The organism is Luminiphilus sp. nBUS_16 (assembly GCF_051201645.1).
GTDB lineage: Bacteria > Pseudomonadota > Gammaproteobacteria > Pseudomonadales > Halieaceae > Luminiphilus.
In genome coordinates this window covers 944176-957876 of sequence record NZ_CP179205.1, presented here as the reverse complement: position 1 = coordinate 957876, position 13701 = coordinate 944176, and the positions used below count along the sequence as shown (strand labels likewise).

16 protein-coding genes are annotated in these 13701 nt (G+C 53.1%); 7 read left to right on the top strand and 9 right to left on the bottom strand.

The features are described 5' to 3' along the window. Positions 1-174 precede the first annotated feature (174 nt). The 4 genes from ACMAY6_RS04325 to wrbA are packed head-to-tail and all read right to left on the bottom strand — an operon-like array spanning position 175 to position 3705. Positions 175-885: an NUDIX hydrolase gene (locus ACMAY6_RS04325; RefSeq protein WP_435214758.1), complete on the bottom strand. Its 711-nt coding sequence runs from the start codon at positions 883-885 to the stop codon at positions 175-177. After that, positions 885-2720: a signal peptide peptidase SppA gene (gene sppA / locus ACMAY6_RS04320; RefSeq protein ID WP_435214756.1), complete on the bottom strand. Its 1836-nt coding sequence runs from the start codon at positions 2718-2720 to the stop codon at positions 885-887. The genes ACMAY6_RS04325 and sppA overlap by 1 nt, the downstream gene beginning before the upstream one ends. A 2-nt stretch (positions 2721-2722) precedes the next feature. Then, positions 2723-3097 (bottom strand): DUF2069 domain-containing protein, encoded by a 375-nt coding sequence (locus ACMAY6_RS04315; protein WP_435214754.1) that lies wholly within the window; start codon positions 3095-3097, stop codon positions 2723-2725. Then, positions 3097-3705, bottom strand: a complete 609-nt coding sequence (gene wrbA, locus ACMAY6_RS04310; protein ID WP_435214752.1) for an NAD(P)H:quinone oxidoreductase — start codon at positions 3703-3705, stop codon at positions 3097-3099. The genes ACMAY6_RS04315 and wrbA overlap by 1 nt, the downstream gene beginning before the upstream one ends. Positions 3706-3821: 116 nt before the next feature. On the opposite strand from wrbA, the gene ACMAY6_RS04305 reads away from it, so the two are divergent. Then, the gene (locus ACMAY6_RS04305; RefSeq protein ID WP_435214750.1) at positions 3822-5078 is read left to right on the top strand and encodes a YihY family inner membrane protein; all 1257 of its coding nucleotides are present in this window, start codon (positions 3822-3824) and stop codon (positions 5076-5078) included. Next, positions 5075-5488 carry a TlpA family protein disulfide reductase gene (locus ACMAY6_RS04300; RefSeq protein WP_435214748.1) on the top strand — a complete coding sequence of 138 codons (414 nt, stop codon included), beginning with the start codon at positions 5075-5077 and terminating at the stop codon, positions 5486-5488. The genes ACMAY6_RS04305 and ACMAY6_RS04300 overlap by 4 nt, the downstream gene beginning before the upstream one ends. 183 nt (positions 5489-5671) lie before the next feature. Here ACMAY6_RS04300 and ACMAY6_RS04295 read toward each other — a convergent pair whose 3' ends face one another. Then, positions 5672-6169, bottom strand: coding sequence for a 6-pyruvoyl trahydropterin synthase family protein (locus tag ACMAY6_RS04295; protein ID WP_435214746.1), 498 nt, complete (start codon positions 6167-6169; stop codon positions 5672-5674). 134 nt (positions 6170-6303) lie between these two features. Between ACMAY6_RS04295 and ACMAY6_RS04290 the strand changes: the two genes are divergently transcribed. Continuing rightward, positions 6304-7014 carry an SDR family oxidoreductase gene (locus ACMAY6_RS04290; RefSeq protein ID WP_435214744.1) on the top strand — a complete coding sequence of 237 codons (711 nt, stop codon included), beginning with the start codon at positions 6304-6306 and terminating at the stop codon, positions 7012-7014. A gap of 2 nt (positions 7015-7016) precedes the next feature. After that, entirely contained in the window at positions 7017-7796 is a 780-nt protein-coding gene (locus ACMAY6_RS04285) for a queuosine precursor transporter (protein ID WP_435214742.1), read from the top strand. Here the strand turns inward: ACMAY6_RS04285 and hda are convergent. The 3 genes from hda to ACMAY6_RS04270 are packed head-to-tail and all read right to left on the bottom strand — an operon-like array spanning position 7771 to position 10599. Then, positions 7771-8529, bottom strand: a complete 759-nt coding sequence (gene hda, locus ACMAY6_RS04280) for a DnaA regulatory inactivator Hda (RefSeq protein WP_435214740.1) — start codon at positions 8527-8529, stop codon at positions 7771-7773. The genes ACMAY6_RS04285 and hda overlap by 26 nt on opposite strands. Further along, the gene (locus ACMAY6_RS04275; RefSeq protein ID WP_435214738.1) at positions 8483-9553 is read right to left on the bottom strand and encodes an AI-2E family transporter; all 1071 of its coding nucleotides are present in this window, start codon (positions 9551-9553) and stop codon (positions 8483-8485) included. The genes hda and ACMAY6_RS04275 overlap by 47 nt, the downstream gene beginning before the upstream one ends. Beyond that, positions 9550-10599, bottom strand: a complete 1050-nt coding sequence (locus ACMAY6_RS04270; RefSeq protein WP_435214736.1) for a DUF2066 domain-containing protein — start codon at positions 10597-10599, stop codon at positions 9550-9552. Before ACMAY6_RS04270 ends, ACMAY6_RS04275 begins: the two co-directional genes overlap by 4 nt. Before the next feature lie 101 nt (positions 10600-10700). On the opposite strand from ACMAY6_RS04270, the gene purM reads away from it, so the two are divergent. The 3 genes from purM to ACMAY6_RS04255 are packed head-to-tail and all read left to right on the top strand — an operon-like array spanning position 10701 to position 13137. Then, the gene (gene purM, locus ACMAY6_RS04265; RefSeq protein ID WP_435214734.1) at positions 10701-11744 is read left to right on the top strand and encodes a phosphoribosylformylglycinamidine cyclo-ligase; all 1044 of its coding nucleotides are present in this window, start codon (positions 10701-10703) and stop codon (positions 11742-11744) included. After that, positions 11741-12397 carry a phosphoribosylglycinamide formyltransferase gene (gene purN, locus ACMAY6_RS04260; protein WP_435214732.1) on the top strand — a complete coding sequence of 219 codons (657 nt, stop codon included), beginning with the start codon at positions 11741-11743 and terminating at the stop codon, positions 12395-12397. Before purM ends, purN begins: the two co-directional genes overlap by 4 nt. Further along, a complete protein-coding gene (locus ACMAY6_RS04255; RefSeq protein ID WP_435214731.1) occupies positions 12397-13137 on the top strand; it encodes a DUF3108 domain-containing protein in 741 nt (246 codons plus the stop codon). Before purN ends, ACMAY6_RS04255 begins: the two co-directional genes overlap by 1 nt. Here the strand turns inward: ACMAY6_RS04255 and dcd are convergent. Further along, positions 13134-13700 carry a dCTP deaminase gene (gene dcd, locus ACMAY6_RS04250; RefSeq protein WP_435214729.1) on the bottom strand — a complete coding sequence of 189 codons (567 nt, stop codon included), beginning with the start codon at positions 13698-13700 and terminating at the stop codon, positions 13134-13136. The two genes, ACMAY6_RS04255 and dcd, sit on opposite strands and share 4 nt — an antisense overlap. Position 13701: the final 1 nt, after the last annotated feature.

Genomic DNA, 13701 nt, shown 5'->3' with positions numbered 1-13701 from the left:
TTGCCGTTAAACCTGGCCTATCACGGCACAAATTGTGGGACGAAGGCTTCGACACTAGAGCTCTACAGACGAGAACCTTTAGCTCTGAATGGCCAGCAAGTGATCATTTTTGAGGCGCAGCTGCCGATCGAGCTTAAAGAGGGGCCCCCGCAAAAAAAACGCAGGCTTTCGTAGCTACTGGTGATGGTCAGGCCAGGGAAAATCCCGTCGATAAGTAAAGACACCTTGATGCATGGTTGTTCGGTGACGGACGGTCGCTAAACTCACGTCAGAGGCCTCATACCCTGAGTCGCCCGGATACAAAAACACGTGATCTTCTCCCTGCTCGAGAATTCTCGGGAAAAAATAAGGCGGCTGTCGACGCTTAACGGCCTTCACAAGATCAGCCAAGCTTTCGTACTCGGCCACGTCAGTCAGTGATACCAAGGTTGGCGGTGGCACCTTTAACGTCCCTGCCGCCTGTTCCGCTATCGCGATATCGGGCTTTACCCAGCGATACTCAACGATTTCACTACCATCGACTACGACTGAAGTGTTGCCACTTTGTGGGGCCAGAAAAAAGTGGGTATCAAATCGATGTTTGACCACTTCAGGAGTCAACCACCGTGAAAAATGGATAATGGGCTCCGACCCAACCTCGAGCCCCGTCTCTTCATGCAGTTCTCGTATCGCAGCGTTATTAGCTCTAGCAAGAGCGTCCTCACCGGCATCAGCTTCATCGACCTTGCCGCCGGGAAAAACCCAGGCACCTGCCATAACTTTAAGCGCGGGGTTGCGGCGTAACAGCAGCACCTCCAACCCATCAGTTCCGTCTCGAGTTACGATCAATGTCGCCGCCGACCGGGCGGGTGTGGCCTTATTTTTTAAGTCGGCTTTCTCAAACATCAGAATCCACCACACTCAAGGCAACGCAGATACATACTGGCAGGGTCCTGCAAGCTATCGGACAGCCGAATGAAAGGCGCTAGTTGCTGCGATAAACGATTTAGCACGGAGCTGCCCGGCAGCTGTGCCTGACCCAGCCCTCTTCCCACTTGCTCAAAGAATCGCTGCTCAGGACTTATCGGCGTACCAATATAGAGTGTATCGAAGTCCTCAACTTCGGCGAGACCTGCGGCTGCATCAAGCGCGGCTTGCAGGCCACCTAAACTATCGACCAGCCCCACTGTGAGGGCGTCCTCTCCGCTCCAAACTCGACCGCCCGCTACGGCATTTATTTCGTCCCAGGTTTTGCCACGCCCCGCAGCCACCAGGGTCACAAAGTCGCTATAAACATTGCTAATCATGCTGTTGATAATACGACGTCCGGTATCGCTCACTCCGGTATCCAACCTGGCCGCCGTCGCAAGACTGGACGTGCTAACACCGTCGGGAGTGACTCCTGCCCATTGATAGAGTTTCTCTACCGTGGGGAACGCCGCAAATACGCCAATGCTGCCCGTGATGGTGCTGGGATGTGCCCATATTTCGTCCGCATCGGCGGCAATATAATAACCACCAGAGGCCGCTACCGAACCCATTGATGCGACAACCGGAAAATCAAGTGCTTGTATCTCTAGGATTTTCTGGCGAATGACTTCTGACGCAAACACACTGCCACCGGGAGAGTTAATACGCAGGACAATGGCGCTCAAATCCGTTTGCTCAAGTGCTCGCTCTAGCTGCGCCACTACCGTGTCAGAGCCTGCAAAACCGCGACCGCTCTCTCCGGGAATTAACTCGCCCTCGATAGGGACAACCGCTATGCGCGGTTTGGTCTCCTCAACCTCATTTTCTGCCTCACGGGCGGCCAAATAGTCATTAACCGACACAGAAATCCAGTGGCCGTCGTCATCCGTCGCCCCCACCCAGTCGGCCAACATTTCATCCCTTCGACTGTGGGTCGTTAGCTCATCGACAAATCCGGCTTCCAACATCAACGCAGCAGCATCACCCCCCGCTATCTCTAATCGATCCGGAAATTCATCAATGAATTGATCAACAAATCCTGGCGCCATCTCTCTAGGTGCTTCCACAAGCCCCGTGTAGGCGCGCCAAACATCACCCAACCAATGACCCACAACCTCTCGTTCAAGGTCAGACATGTCATCACGAAGGTAAGGCTCAACCGCTGATTTACTCTCGCCTACCCGAAACACGTTCATTGTCAGATAAACGTTATCGAGCAGTTCGCGTACATAATTTCGATACACCGCAAACCCAGAAACCTCTATACCTCCTTCTGGATGCAGCAGAACATGGTCAGCCTGAGAGGCCAACAAATATTGGGACTGAGAGTAGTAATCGCCTATCGCAACGACGGGTTTCCCCGACAATTGGAAAGCTTCAACCGCCGACTTTAATTCTTGAACATGACTGATTGAAGGTCCGTTTAGTGCCTCAAGGTCTAGAACTAAGGCCGTAATACGATCGTCCTCGGCGGCTTCTTTTATTGCTTTTTTGACGCGAAAAACCAGCACTTCCCCAGCGCCGTCTTGCATCAATGCTTCGATGGGCTCTAACGGCGAAGGGTTTTCAACGAGCTCGCCGCTGGGGTTGATCACCAGTGCCGCATGCTCTGGAATTGGGTCAGGAGCGACCTGATTAAAAGCCACAGCAATAATCACCACGACGTAGAGAGTCACCGCAAGTGGGACTAGCGTCATTACGGCCTTATTAAAGAGGGATAGGCCGCGCCAAAGCCCTTTGAAAAAACCGCGTATATAACGCCAAACCACCATGACTACTTCTCCATAACTTCGGGCGTTTGTTGCCGCCTCAGCTCTCGGCCTCGAAAGCGGATGTAGAGGGCCGCTACCAAGAATAAAATCACCTGCAAAAATACACCGGCGAGGGCAACCCCATCACCGGGTCTTGCAAAGGCGGTCTGCACCGCTAAAACAAAGTATCCCAGGAGCACAAAGGACAGCCAAATTAGACTGTGCAAGTTATCCCTGAGAACCCAAGGGACAAACACTAAGAGGGGCACCACCTGCAGAATCAACCACTGAACAGGCGCCCCAAAGCGGGCGTCGAGTACAATTTGTTGCACAATCACCAGCGACCAAAAAAGCCACAGTGCCCACCAAATTTTTCGAGTCGTAGAACCACGTGCCATCACAGTATGGAGTCCGTCGCTAAGGCTATCGTTGCCACGCGCTTGCCCAAAGCCTGACACAGCGCGCTTTCATGCTCATCGAGTGGTCGCTCATTATTCTCACCGGCCCAATGACTAGCGCCATAGGGTGTACCCCCTCCCGTTGTTTGACGCAAACCCGACTCACTGTAAGGGAGCCCTGTCAGTATCATGCCGTGATGCATTAACGGCAGCAGCATACTCAGCAACGTGCTTTCCTGACCACCATGCAAACTGGACGTTGAAGTGAAAACGGCTGCAGGCTTGTTAATCAGGGCCCCACTTAGCCATAGCGATGAAGTTGTATCGATAAAATGCTTTAACGGCGCCGCCATATTGCCAAAGCGAGTGGGACTTCCCAATATAAGGCCTGAACATTGGCGTAAGTCATCCTCCTCGCAATAAAGGGGACCGCTATCGGGAATGTCGGGGGCCCGCTCATCGATGCTAGTCGCGACAGGAGGCACGGTCCGCAAGCGCGCTTCAATACCCGGCACTTGACTAACACCCCGCGCTATCCGCGATGCCATTTCTGCGGTCTTGCCACCGCGGGAATAGTAGAGCACCAAAATATAGGACATCGATTTCATAGTATTCTTAAAAAAAAGGATGATAGCTGATTTACAGGCAACGCCGCCCTGCTAAGCTTAATGAGGGACTGTTAACTCGGTTACGTTACCGAACAACCATCACACGAGCGCATAGTATGACAGAGCACTCCCCAATACAGAACGCCGTGGATCGCTGTCGGTATTTGCTGCAGCGCTATCAAGATGACCGCTGTTCTGAAATAGCTGCAGCGCTGGTTTACATGAGTCTCTTTGCCCTCGTGCCGCTACTGACCTTAGTTTATTCCATATCAACGGCGATCCCCACTGCCACCGATATTCAGGCGCAACTTCAGCAGTTTCTGGTCGATAACCTGCTTCCCGAGGCCTCCCAAGACGTTGCGAACTATCTCACCAGCTTTTCCGAGCAAGCAAAGAATCTTACGGGTGTCGGTATTGCGATTTTGGCAACCACGGCCGTGCTTATGTTGCGAAATGTCGAGCGAGCGTTCAACAACATCTGGCGCAACCGTGAAAATAGAAATGTCGTTTCGAGTGTTCTGCTGTATTGGGCAGTGCTCAGTTTGGCACCGATCCTCATCGGTCTCGGCATAGGCATCAAGGCCTATCTCTTTGCGGCCGCCCACGCTGTAGAGGGGATCGATGTGCTGGGCGTTTCATCCGCCTTACTTTCACTCCTCCCCTTTGTCTTAGGGATACTCGGCGTAACGGCACTCTACATGGCGGTTCCCAACTGCGCCGTACCCTTTCGACACGCTATTTTTGGAGGCCTCTTTGTAGCTGTCACTTTTACCGCCGCAAAAGCCCTATTTACCGCCGCCATTGCCAACTCCAGTTACGCACTTATTTATGGGGCGTTCGCAGCCGTACCTATCTTTTTACTGTGGCTCTACATCACATGGACCATCATTCTTTTGGGGGCCATTGTTGTGCACAGTCAGGCCTCCTATCAGACAGCTGCGCAGGCGCAGCGCCCAGTCCTACTCAAAGCTCTCGATGTTCTTTATTTATTATGGCGCGCTCAACTGAAGGGCTACACTCTTGGGGAGCTCCAAATACTCAGCGACCGAGATGTTATAGGTGATGGTCTAGATAGCGACAGCTGGCGCCACATTCGAGATTCACTCATGGCAGCGAACCTCATCACTCAAACGCTTCAGGGTCACTACATACTCAGCCGTGACCTGCACCATGTCCGGCTCATAGAGATCAAAGCCCTCATCAACCAAGAGTTGGAGGTTCCTGTCACCTTAGCGGTTTGCAAGCCCTGGCAAATACGTGCGAACGCATTACTCAGTGAGCAACGGCAGGTTCAAAGTGAGATTTTGAGCATATCCCTACAGAAACTTTTTAGCACGGCGGAGGGCGACAGCGCACTGTCAGAAACTTTATGAAGCGCGTACTGGCACTCATGTTGCTGCTTGCGACAGGCTGTGATGGTCAACCAACACAGTCACTGCCTGCAGAAGGACAGTGGCGACTGGTTAATTACTGGGCGCTTTGGTGTACCCCCTGCCGCGAAGAAATCCCCGAGCTCAACCTTGTTGATGAAGCCCCAGATATTACGGTTTTTGGTGTTAATTATGACGATCAAAAGGGGTCCGAGCTGAGCCAACAACGCTCAGAAATGGGCATACTCTTTGCCAACTTACCCCAAGATCCTGCCTTGGCCCTAGGTGTTCCGCGCCCGAGCGTGCTACCAACAACACTGATTGTAAGCCCTGACGGCGCCCTAGTTGCCACCTTAAAAGGCCCACAAACCGCGCAGTCACTCAAACAGCTACTCGACGAGCTGGGACGCTGACCCCGAAAAAAAGCAAAAAAAACGCCGGCGATTAGCCGGCGAAAAAGGAGCCACTCAAATCGGGGCCCCCCTGCATCGCAGGAAAGGGGCTAGCAGGATGTTTCCCTTGCGCCATCCCCGTGGTGGCGCCATCACTGCAGCTATTAATTCAGACCCCGGCGACAGCAGAAAAGTTCACTAATACTATGATTTATTTTTCCCGGCTTCAGTCCACAATGCAGAGCCTGTCTGTCCTGGCCCCGAGGAAACCCCCACTTCGACCTCAACCAGACCTTCACCCTCACTCAACATCATCAATTTATCCAACAGATAATGCGCCAACTCCTCCACGGTGACATTGACGACGGGCAACAACTGGGTCTCGTCTTGTAAAAACTTCAAGGTTCTGCCCGCAAAGGTCACCCAATATTCGTCTTCATGCTCCTCGATGGTTTGATAGGGTGAGTTACCAGCCACCAACATGTACTCGTCAAGGGGCTTGCAGAGATCGGCAATTCGACGTTTGTAAACGTTGTAATCGGCAGAGAATCCGTTGCTCCCCATGGGCGCCACAATGCGAGCTGACACTGAGTAGTTGTGCCCATGCAGCCGCTCGCGGTCGGTGGCTGTGAAAATCGTGAAATGCGCCGCTGAAAACTTGTGCGCTTCCTTGTCGATGTAAAGTGTAGTCAAACGATCCATTGTGGACTGCCAGATTTGTGGGGACAGTGTATGGTGGGGTCTGGTGAAGCGGTTAGCAAGCCAATAGAGAGGTTTGCCATCCAGCTGCTGCAGACCTGCGTACCGATCATAGAGGATTAAGGAAAGCCACCAGCATGACACAAACCGCCATTATCACGGGAGCCAGCTCGGGCATCGGAGCTGCTGCTGCGGCCCTGTTTCTCAATGCCGGTTTTGCCGTCATCAACATTTCTCGCCGCCCCTGCCCTGTGAGCGGGGTGACGGATTTATGCGGTGATTTAAGCGACCGAAAATCGGTTCAAGAGCTGACAAGTTCATTGTCAGCGCATTTAAAAGATAAGCAGCTCGAATCGGTGTGCTTGGTTCACAACGCTGCATTGATGCTCAAGGACACCGCAGACGACACCGATGATGCGTCCTTAGCAACCGTCCTTCAGATCAACACCCTCGCCATTAACAACCTCAACCGCGAGCTCCTGCCGCTGATGCCCAGCGGCTCTAGCGTATTATTTGTAGGGTCAACGCTATCTGAAAAGGCTGTCAAAGGCGCCTTTAGTTACGTCGTGAGCAAACATGCACAGCTAGGAATGATGCGTGCCACTTGTCAGGATTTAATGGGCAGAGGGATCCATACCGCTCTAATTTGCCCTGGGTTTACTGATACCGAGATGCTGCGCAATCATATTGGTCAGGACCAAAAAATCGTTGAGGCTATCAGTTCCATGAATAGCTTTGGGCGGCTTGTTGAACCTGAGGAAATTGCTCGCTTGATCGTTTGGGCGCACAGCAATCCCGTGATAAACGGTGCCGTGTTGCACGGAAATCTGGGGCAAGTAGAGCATTAATCGTGGCGAGTGAGCTTCTCAGAGAGCGACGCGAACGGGTCTTTTTAGTGTTGGCGGCCGTATTTTTGGGCGCCATGACTCTACTCAACGTTGTCGGCATCACCCGCTTTATACAGCTAGGCCCCCTCGCCTTAGCGGTAGGCGTATTGCCCTACCCACTGACATTCCTTTGCACCGATTTGGTGTCAGAGCTTTATGGGCGCGCCCGCGCGAACTTTTTAGTCACCGTTGGATTGGGCCTTAATCTTTTAATTCTTGCGGTACTCACTTTAGGAAATCTAGCTCCTTCGGTGCCACCTGAGACCATGCCCCCTTGGCAAATCATACAACTGGCGGAGCCTGTGGCGCTGCCAAATGGCGATATTGTCAGCGGACAGATTGGATTATTTGAGCTGATTTATGCCACAACGTCGGGGGCCGTTTTCGCTTCGATGCTGGCCTACATCACTGCGCAGTACTGTGATGTTCAGCTGTATCATTTTTGGAAACGCCTCACCCGAGGCAAGCACCTATGGTTACGCAACAACTTCAGCACTTTGCTGAGCCAAATGGTCGACTCCATTATGGTCATCACGGTTACCTTCGGCGCGGTGTACTGGCGTGGAGAGATGGCGTTCAACACGCTGCTGGTGCTGATAGGCAGTAACTACGCCTTTAAAGCACTCTCAGCCCTTGCAGACACTGTGCCTTTGTATTTGCTGGTTCGCTGGTTGCGTAGCTACTTACAGCTGGGCCCAAACGACTATGCCGTTACCGTCACCGATCCCCAGACCACAGCCTAAGCTCCGCTAGTAAAGGAATTGTGATGGGGCGCCCCCTAGCTAGAGCTGCGTCATCGAGCTCGTCTAACAAGGCCATTAATGCCTCAGTACCCCGGGGCGCACGACTTAAAATATAGTGCACGACCTCGTTAGAGAGCTTCAGCCCCCTCTGTAACGCCCGAAACTGAAGCAATTCCCCAAGCTCGTGCTCGCTCAAGGCAGGCAAGTGATAGACCACCAGCTCACCCCACCGAGACCGAAGATCGGGTAACACCGCCGTCATCTGTGCAGGGGGCGCTAAGCCTGAGTAAATCTGAGGAATGCCCGCCGCCTTTAAACGATTAAAGCTGTGGAACAGGGCCTCCTGCCAATCATCTCTGTCGAGAGTCAGCTGGACATCATCAATCAGTACCGCATCGCTGGTCGCGACCCCCTCAAGCACGGCTTCTGGAGGATACTGAAGAAGCTCCGTCATAGGTAAGTAAAGGGCTCGGGGGCCGATCGCTCGGCTGATCCCCTGAAGCAAATGGCTTTTACCGGCCCCAAGGGGCCCCCAAAGAAACAGCGATTGCCCTGCCCCTGCCAGCAAGGCGTCGACCTCGGTTAGTAACTGAAGCAGATCGGGACGCGACTGGAAGTTATCCAGGTTAAGGTCGCTATCAAAAGAGATTTTCAGGGGTAGCTGATCGACCACGCTGGCCTCACGTTCAATCGCTGCGATAGGTGTCAGTGTTGCGGTAGTAACCGACCGCATGTCGACAGAAAACCACAATTACGGCCGCGACAGGTAGTGCTAACAGCACGCCGGTAAAACCCGCCAACTGTCCACCTGCCAACAGTGCAAAAATCACCAAAACGGGGTGCAATCCGATTCGGTCACCAATTAACAACGGCGTAAGAACCATGCTCTCTAACGTTTGACCAACGCCAAAAACCAGCCCAACCCAAGCGATAAGGCCCAGATCACCGCCAGACTGAAACCAAGCGACTAAGAGGGAACTGCCCACACCAAGCACGGCACCTGCGTAGGGGATAATAGAGGCCAGGCCCGCCACGGTTCCTAATATTAAGGCAAAGTCCAAACCTACAACCCACAACCCTGCACTGTAGATAAACGCCTGAGCGAGCATCACTAAAAACTGGCCGCGTATAAAGGCACCGAGAACGTCATTGGCTTCGGCGGCCATTCGACTCAAGTCTTGCTGCCAAGCCACAGGCACGAGGTCAAGTATCGCCGCCATCATGCGATCCCAGTCACGCATTAGGTAAAAAGCCACCACGGGTATTAATGTCATATTGAAAACCGCAGCAATGACACCAAAACCCGATCGAGTGAGGCTGGCTACCGAGGTTGCCAACAGCTTGCCTACAGATTGCCATCGCGCAGCTAATTCAGCCTCCCAGTCGATAGGAGGCAAATGCACTGGACTTACGCTAATGCGTTCATGTATCGACGGCAGCAGTGAGGTCGATACCCATCGATAGAGAATCGGTAATTTCTTGATCGCTTGATCAAGCTGATCAATGAGCAGGGGAACCCCCACCAATAAAATGACGGTGGTCACCAATATGAGCATCAAGAACACCAAGATCACGCCTGAGGAGCGACCCATACCCCGCCTTTCAAGGGCATCGACTACCGGATCCCCTAAATAGGCAATGAGCGCCCCCGCTAAAAAAGGCGCCAAAATAGGGTGCAGACCCCAAATAAATACCGCCATTGCCGCAATCAGGCCCAGTACGAAAGGCCATCGATTCACAGCAGCTTCGTTACTCATGGTTGCCCCCAATGCAAGTTTATGCGGTTAGCTGACACATCACCCGAGACAACCAGTCGTGATCGACCGGGCAGCACCCGGGCCAACGCCTCAGCGTTGCTCAGTCCCGTCACTCGAACTCCCAGCCTGTCTTTGTAAATTTCATCAATCATGAGGGAATCCAGTACCGGGAGCTGGCGCAGTATACCCACAACGGATTGATAATCAGTAAAGCTCTCCACTCCCGTAACCGTCACGGCAATAAAGCTCTGCCCCGGCGTTGACTCAAGTGTCACAGCGTAGCGATCGGCCATAGCGTCGACAGCAAGATCGACTCCAGCCAACACGACCGGCGTCGTTTTACTGCCCTGCACCTGAACTTGCCGCTGATCCTCACTGTCTAGGTAAAGCCAATCCGCAAGCTGTGAACCCGTGGTCAACTGTACATATCGTCCGACTAAAATATGCTCGGTGCCATACCGCTGAGACGCCGAGCGAATTCTGCGCGCTACGCGTTGCCAAACCATTTCAGGGGACAGCTTGGCTGCATCCTCCAAATCAAGGAGAGGCAAACGCAGGTCAATGCCCCTTGCAGCGAAGGCCTCAGATAGCTCCAACAGTAAAGCGCCGTCTTGGCTCACGGTTGCAAATCGGCGACTGTAAGGCTCATCCACAACCAGCCAAAGTAATACCGGCGGCCGATCTTCTGACCAAAAGGTGGCGTCTGACTCACGCAATATACTTTTCACTAAAACATCATCGAATGTAGCCTGAAGGTAGACCTGCCCTCCTTCTTGCCCAAAGCTATAGATCGAAACACGGTCGCGGGCCACTCTCAAGGCGGCCGCAACCGTCGGGTTTTTAGCAATTTCCTCATTGCCAGACACTCTGATAAGCACTCGGTTTAGAGCTTCCCGCGCCCCGGATGCCAATGCTGCGTCACTGCGATCAGGCACTTCAACGCGGGCAGCGTAAAAATCTGACTGGCCAAACACAGGAAATGCCACCGCCGAAAAGAGGACAATTTGACCGATCCGGCCCTTAAATGTGCGAATTAGATTTAACATGCCGTAAGTTTACCAGTGAAAACCTTGGAGCGTTGCTTCCCTAGTTCACAGCCAGCCAGTACCCTGTCCCCACCACCACTGACCAAATGGCGTTAGCACCCATGAGCGATACCTCAAAGAAGCCCACCTTGTCCTATCGAGACGCAGGCGTCGACATCGACGCCGGCAATGAATTGGTTGATCGCCTGAAAAGTGTCACCGCAGCAACTCGAAGACCCGAAGTGATGGGCGGCATTGGAGGCTTTGGTGCGTTGGTAGAAATACCCCAAGGATTTGAGCAGCCGGTACTCGTCTCGGGCACCGATGGGGTTGGCACGAAACTGCGACTCGCCATGACAGCTGGGCGTCACGATTCGATTGGCATCGACTTAGTGGCGATGTGCAGTAACGACATTGCCGTGGTCGGTGCTGAACCCCTGTTGTTCCTCGACTATTACGCAACAGGCAAACTCAATATCGACGTTGCGGCAGAGGTCGTCACCGGCATTGGTAAGGGCTGTGAGTTAGCGGGTTGTGCCTTAGTCGGCGGAGAAACCGCAGAAATGCCCGGCATGTATGAAGGCGAGGATTATGACCTCGCCGGTTTTTGTGTGGGCGTAGCAGAAAAGAGAGACATTATCGACGGCAAAAAGGTCGCTGATGGTGATGTGCTTATTGCCCTTCCCTCGAGTGGCCCCCACGCAAATGGTTTTTCTCTCATTCGAAAAATCATAGAGGTGCAATCTGCTGCGCTGGACACCCCCCTCTCTGACGGACAGACACTAATAGACGCGCTACTGGCCCCCACTACGATCTATAATCGCGCGCTCTTGTCCCTGCAAAAAGCTGTGCCAATACATGCGATGGCACATATTACTGGTGGCGGCCTCCCCGAAAATTTACCTCGCGTTTTGCCTACTGGCTGTACCGCACGAATCGATCTCAGCAGCTGGCGCCCAGCCGCTGTTTTTGAATGGCTTCAGCAAGGCGGCAACGTCGAGCAATATGAGATGCTGCGTACCTTCAATTGCGGAGTCGGCATGGTCGTTGTCGTGGCTGCTGACCAGGCACAAACAACCCTGGATCACCTAACCGGCACAGGCATCAACGCTTGGCAAATAGGCGATATTGTCAGCGGTGCTGGAGGGGTCGAGTTCTCAGGATGAAAGGGGGCTCGGGACGCCTAGCGCTACTGCTGTCTGGCAGAGGCAGTAACCTTGGGGCATTTTTGCGAGCGCAACAGGCCGGCGAACTTCAGGGTTCGGTTGAGGTTGTCATCAGCAATCGCCCCGAAGCCGCGGGTCTGAAAATTGCTCAAGATGCAGGTATCGCCACCGCAGTGGTCGATCACACTTTGTATGAATCCAGAGAGGCCTTTGATGAGGTCCTCGCGGAAACAATATACGAATTTAAACCCGACGTTATTGTTCTAGCCGGGTTCATGCGCATCCTGACCGGTAATTTTGTCGATCGCTTTCGCGGCCAACTCATTAACATTCATCCCTCGCTGCTACCAAAATACCGCGGGCTCAACACCCACCAACGAGCTCTAGATGCGGGGGAACATGAAAGCGGTGCTACCGTTCATTTTGTGACCCCCGGTCTCGATGAAGGTCCGGGTATCTTACAAACCCCGGTACCCATAGAGCATGGGGATACTGCAGCATCACTCGCGAGTCGCGTACTGCCGTTTGAACATAAGCTTTACCCCTATGCCGCCAACCTCTTGCTGACAGGTGAAGTCAGGCTAAACGCCCAAGGGGTGATGTGGGGTAACGAAATACTCCCTCCCGGCGGGAAGCTTTGGAGGCCTAGCTGATGAAAAAACTTCTGTGTGGTGGGCTATTCTTTTTATGGGCATTGAGCCCGCTTACTGTCGTTGGTGCTGCCGCTACCGAACCGACCCCGCTGACCCCCTACACAGCCACTTACTCAACGACAGCGATGGGAATGAAGGTGCGGATTAAACGCCAACTCGTGGCTACCGATGATGGCTACACGCTTACTAGCAACGGCAGCTCTATGTTCGCCAAGATAAAAGAATCCGCTCGATTCAAGCTCATTGGAGAGCAAATTCAAGGCATTGATTACGGCTACCACCTTAAGTCTGTTGTCCGCCGCCGACGGGAGGTTATTTTTTTACCCGAGGATGGCGTCATCAAAAGCTTGAAAAAAGGCGACTGGACAGAGCATTCCTGGTCGGCGGGGGTCCTCGATCAGCTGAGCCAACAGGAGCAGCTGCGCCTAGATCTTAAAATAGCGGCGCAAGCCTCTGATGCACCACCCGACATCCTCCAGTTCAGGGTCGTCGATGGGGCTCGAATCAAACAACGAACGTTAAAATTCATGGGAACAGAGGCGCTTACGACGTCTGAGGGCGACGTGCAAACTCTTCATTATCAACAGGTGCGGTCACCGGAGGCATCACGGCGCTCCAATGTTTGGATTGCACCGTCGCTGGACTATTTGATGGTTCGCACTCGCCACGAGGAAGATGATTCCACAATTGAAATTCTCCTTGAGTCTCTGGCACTCGAGCCCTCAGTTGTCAGCCGTTAAGCTTTGGGCAAGGTCACACCTCGCTGGCCCTGATACTTCCCACCACGGTCCGCGTAGCTGGTTTCACAAATCTCATCCGACTCAAAAAACAACATCTGAGCGACCCCCTCATTGGCATAGATTTTTGCCGGCAGCGTGGTGGTATTTGAAAACTCGAGGGTGACATGCCCCTCCCACTCAGGTTCCAGTGGCGTGACATTTACGATAATCCCACAGCGCGCATACGTACTTTTACCCAGACAAACTGTCAAAACATTACGAGGTATCCGAAAATATTCGACCGTTGCGGCCAGCGCGAAGGAATTTGGCGGAATCACGCAGACATCACTCTCAACATGGACAAAGCTGCCCTCATCAAAGTTTTTGGGATCTACCGTCGCTGAATTTATATTAGTGAAGACTTTAAACTCGCGACTACAGCGCACGTCGTAGCCGTAGCTAGAGGTGCCGTAGGAAATCAGTCTTTCATCTCCTCTCTGTCGGACCTGACCTGACTCAAAAGGCTCAATCATCCCTTTTGTGTCAGCCATTTCACGTATCCAGCGGTCAGATTTAATCGTCAAA

Coding starts and splice junctions, on each gene's coding strand:
- ACMAY6_RS04325 (WP_435214758.1), bottom strand. CDS start 885: ATGTTTGAGAAAGCCGACTTAAAAAATAAGGCCACACCCGCCCGGTCG.
- hda (WP_435214740.1), bottom strand. CDS start 8,529: ATGCGGTCGGTTACTACCGCAACACTGACACCTATCGCAGCGATTGAA.
- ACMAY6_RS04270 (WP_435214736.1), bottom strand. CDS start 10,599: ATGTTAAATCTAATTCGCACATTTAAGGGCCGGATCGGTCAAATTGTC.
- ACMAY6_RS04255 (WP_435214731.1), top strand. CDS start 12,397: ATGAAAAAACTTCTGTGTGGTGGGCTATTCTTTTTATGGGCATTGAGC.
- wrbA (WP_435214752.1), bottom strand. CDS start 3,705: ATGAAATCGATGTCCTATATTTTGGTGCTCTACTATTCCCGCGGTGGC.
- ACMAY6_RS04315 (WP_435214754.1), bottom strand. CDS start 3,097: ATGGCACGTGGTTCTACGACTCGAAAAATTTGGTGGGCACTGTGGCTT.
- purN (WP_435214732.1), top strand. CDS start 11,741: ATGAAAGGGGGCTCGGGACGCCTAGCGCTACTGCTGTCTGGCAGAGGC.
- ACMAY6_RS04295 (WP_435214746.1), bottom strand. CDS start 6,169: ATGGATCGTTTGACTACACTTTACATCGACAAGGAAGCGCACAAGTTT.
- sppA (WP_435214756.1), bottom strand. CDS start 2,720: ATGGTGGTTTGGCGTTATATACGCGGTTTTTTCAAAGGGCTTTGGCGC.
- ACMAY6_RS04305 (WP_435214750.1), top strand. CDS start 3,822: ATGACAGAGCACTCCCCAATACAGAACGCCGTGGATCGCTGTCGGTAT.
- ACMAY6_RS04300 (WP_435214748.1), top strand. CDS start 5,075: ATGAAGCGCGTACTGGCACTCATGTTGCTGCTTGCGACAGGCTGTGAT.
- ACMAY6_RS04290 (WP_435214744.1), top strand. CDS start 6,304: ATGACACAAACCGCCATTATCACGGGAGCCAGCTCGGGCATCGGAGCT.
- ACMAY6_RS04275 (WP_435214738.1), bottom strand. CDS start 9,553: ATGAGTAACGAAGCTGCTGTGAATCGATGGCCTTTCGTACTGGGCCTG.
- purM (WP_435214734.1), top strand. CDS start 10,701: ATGAGCGATACCTCAAAGAAGCCCACCTTGTCCTATCGAGACGCAGGC.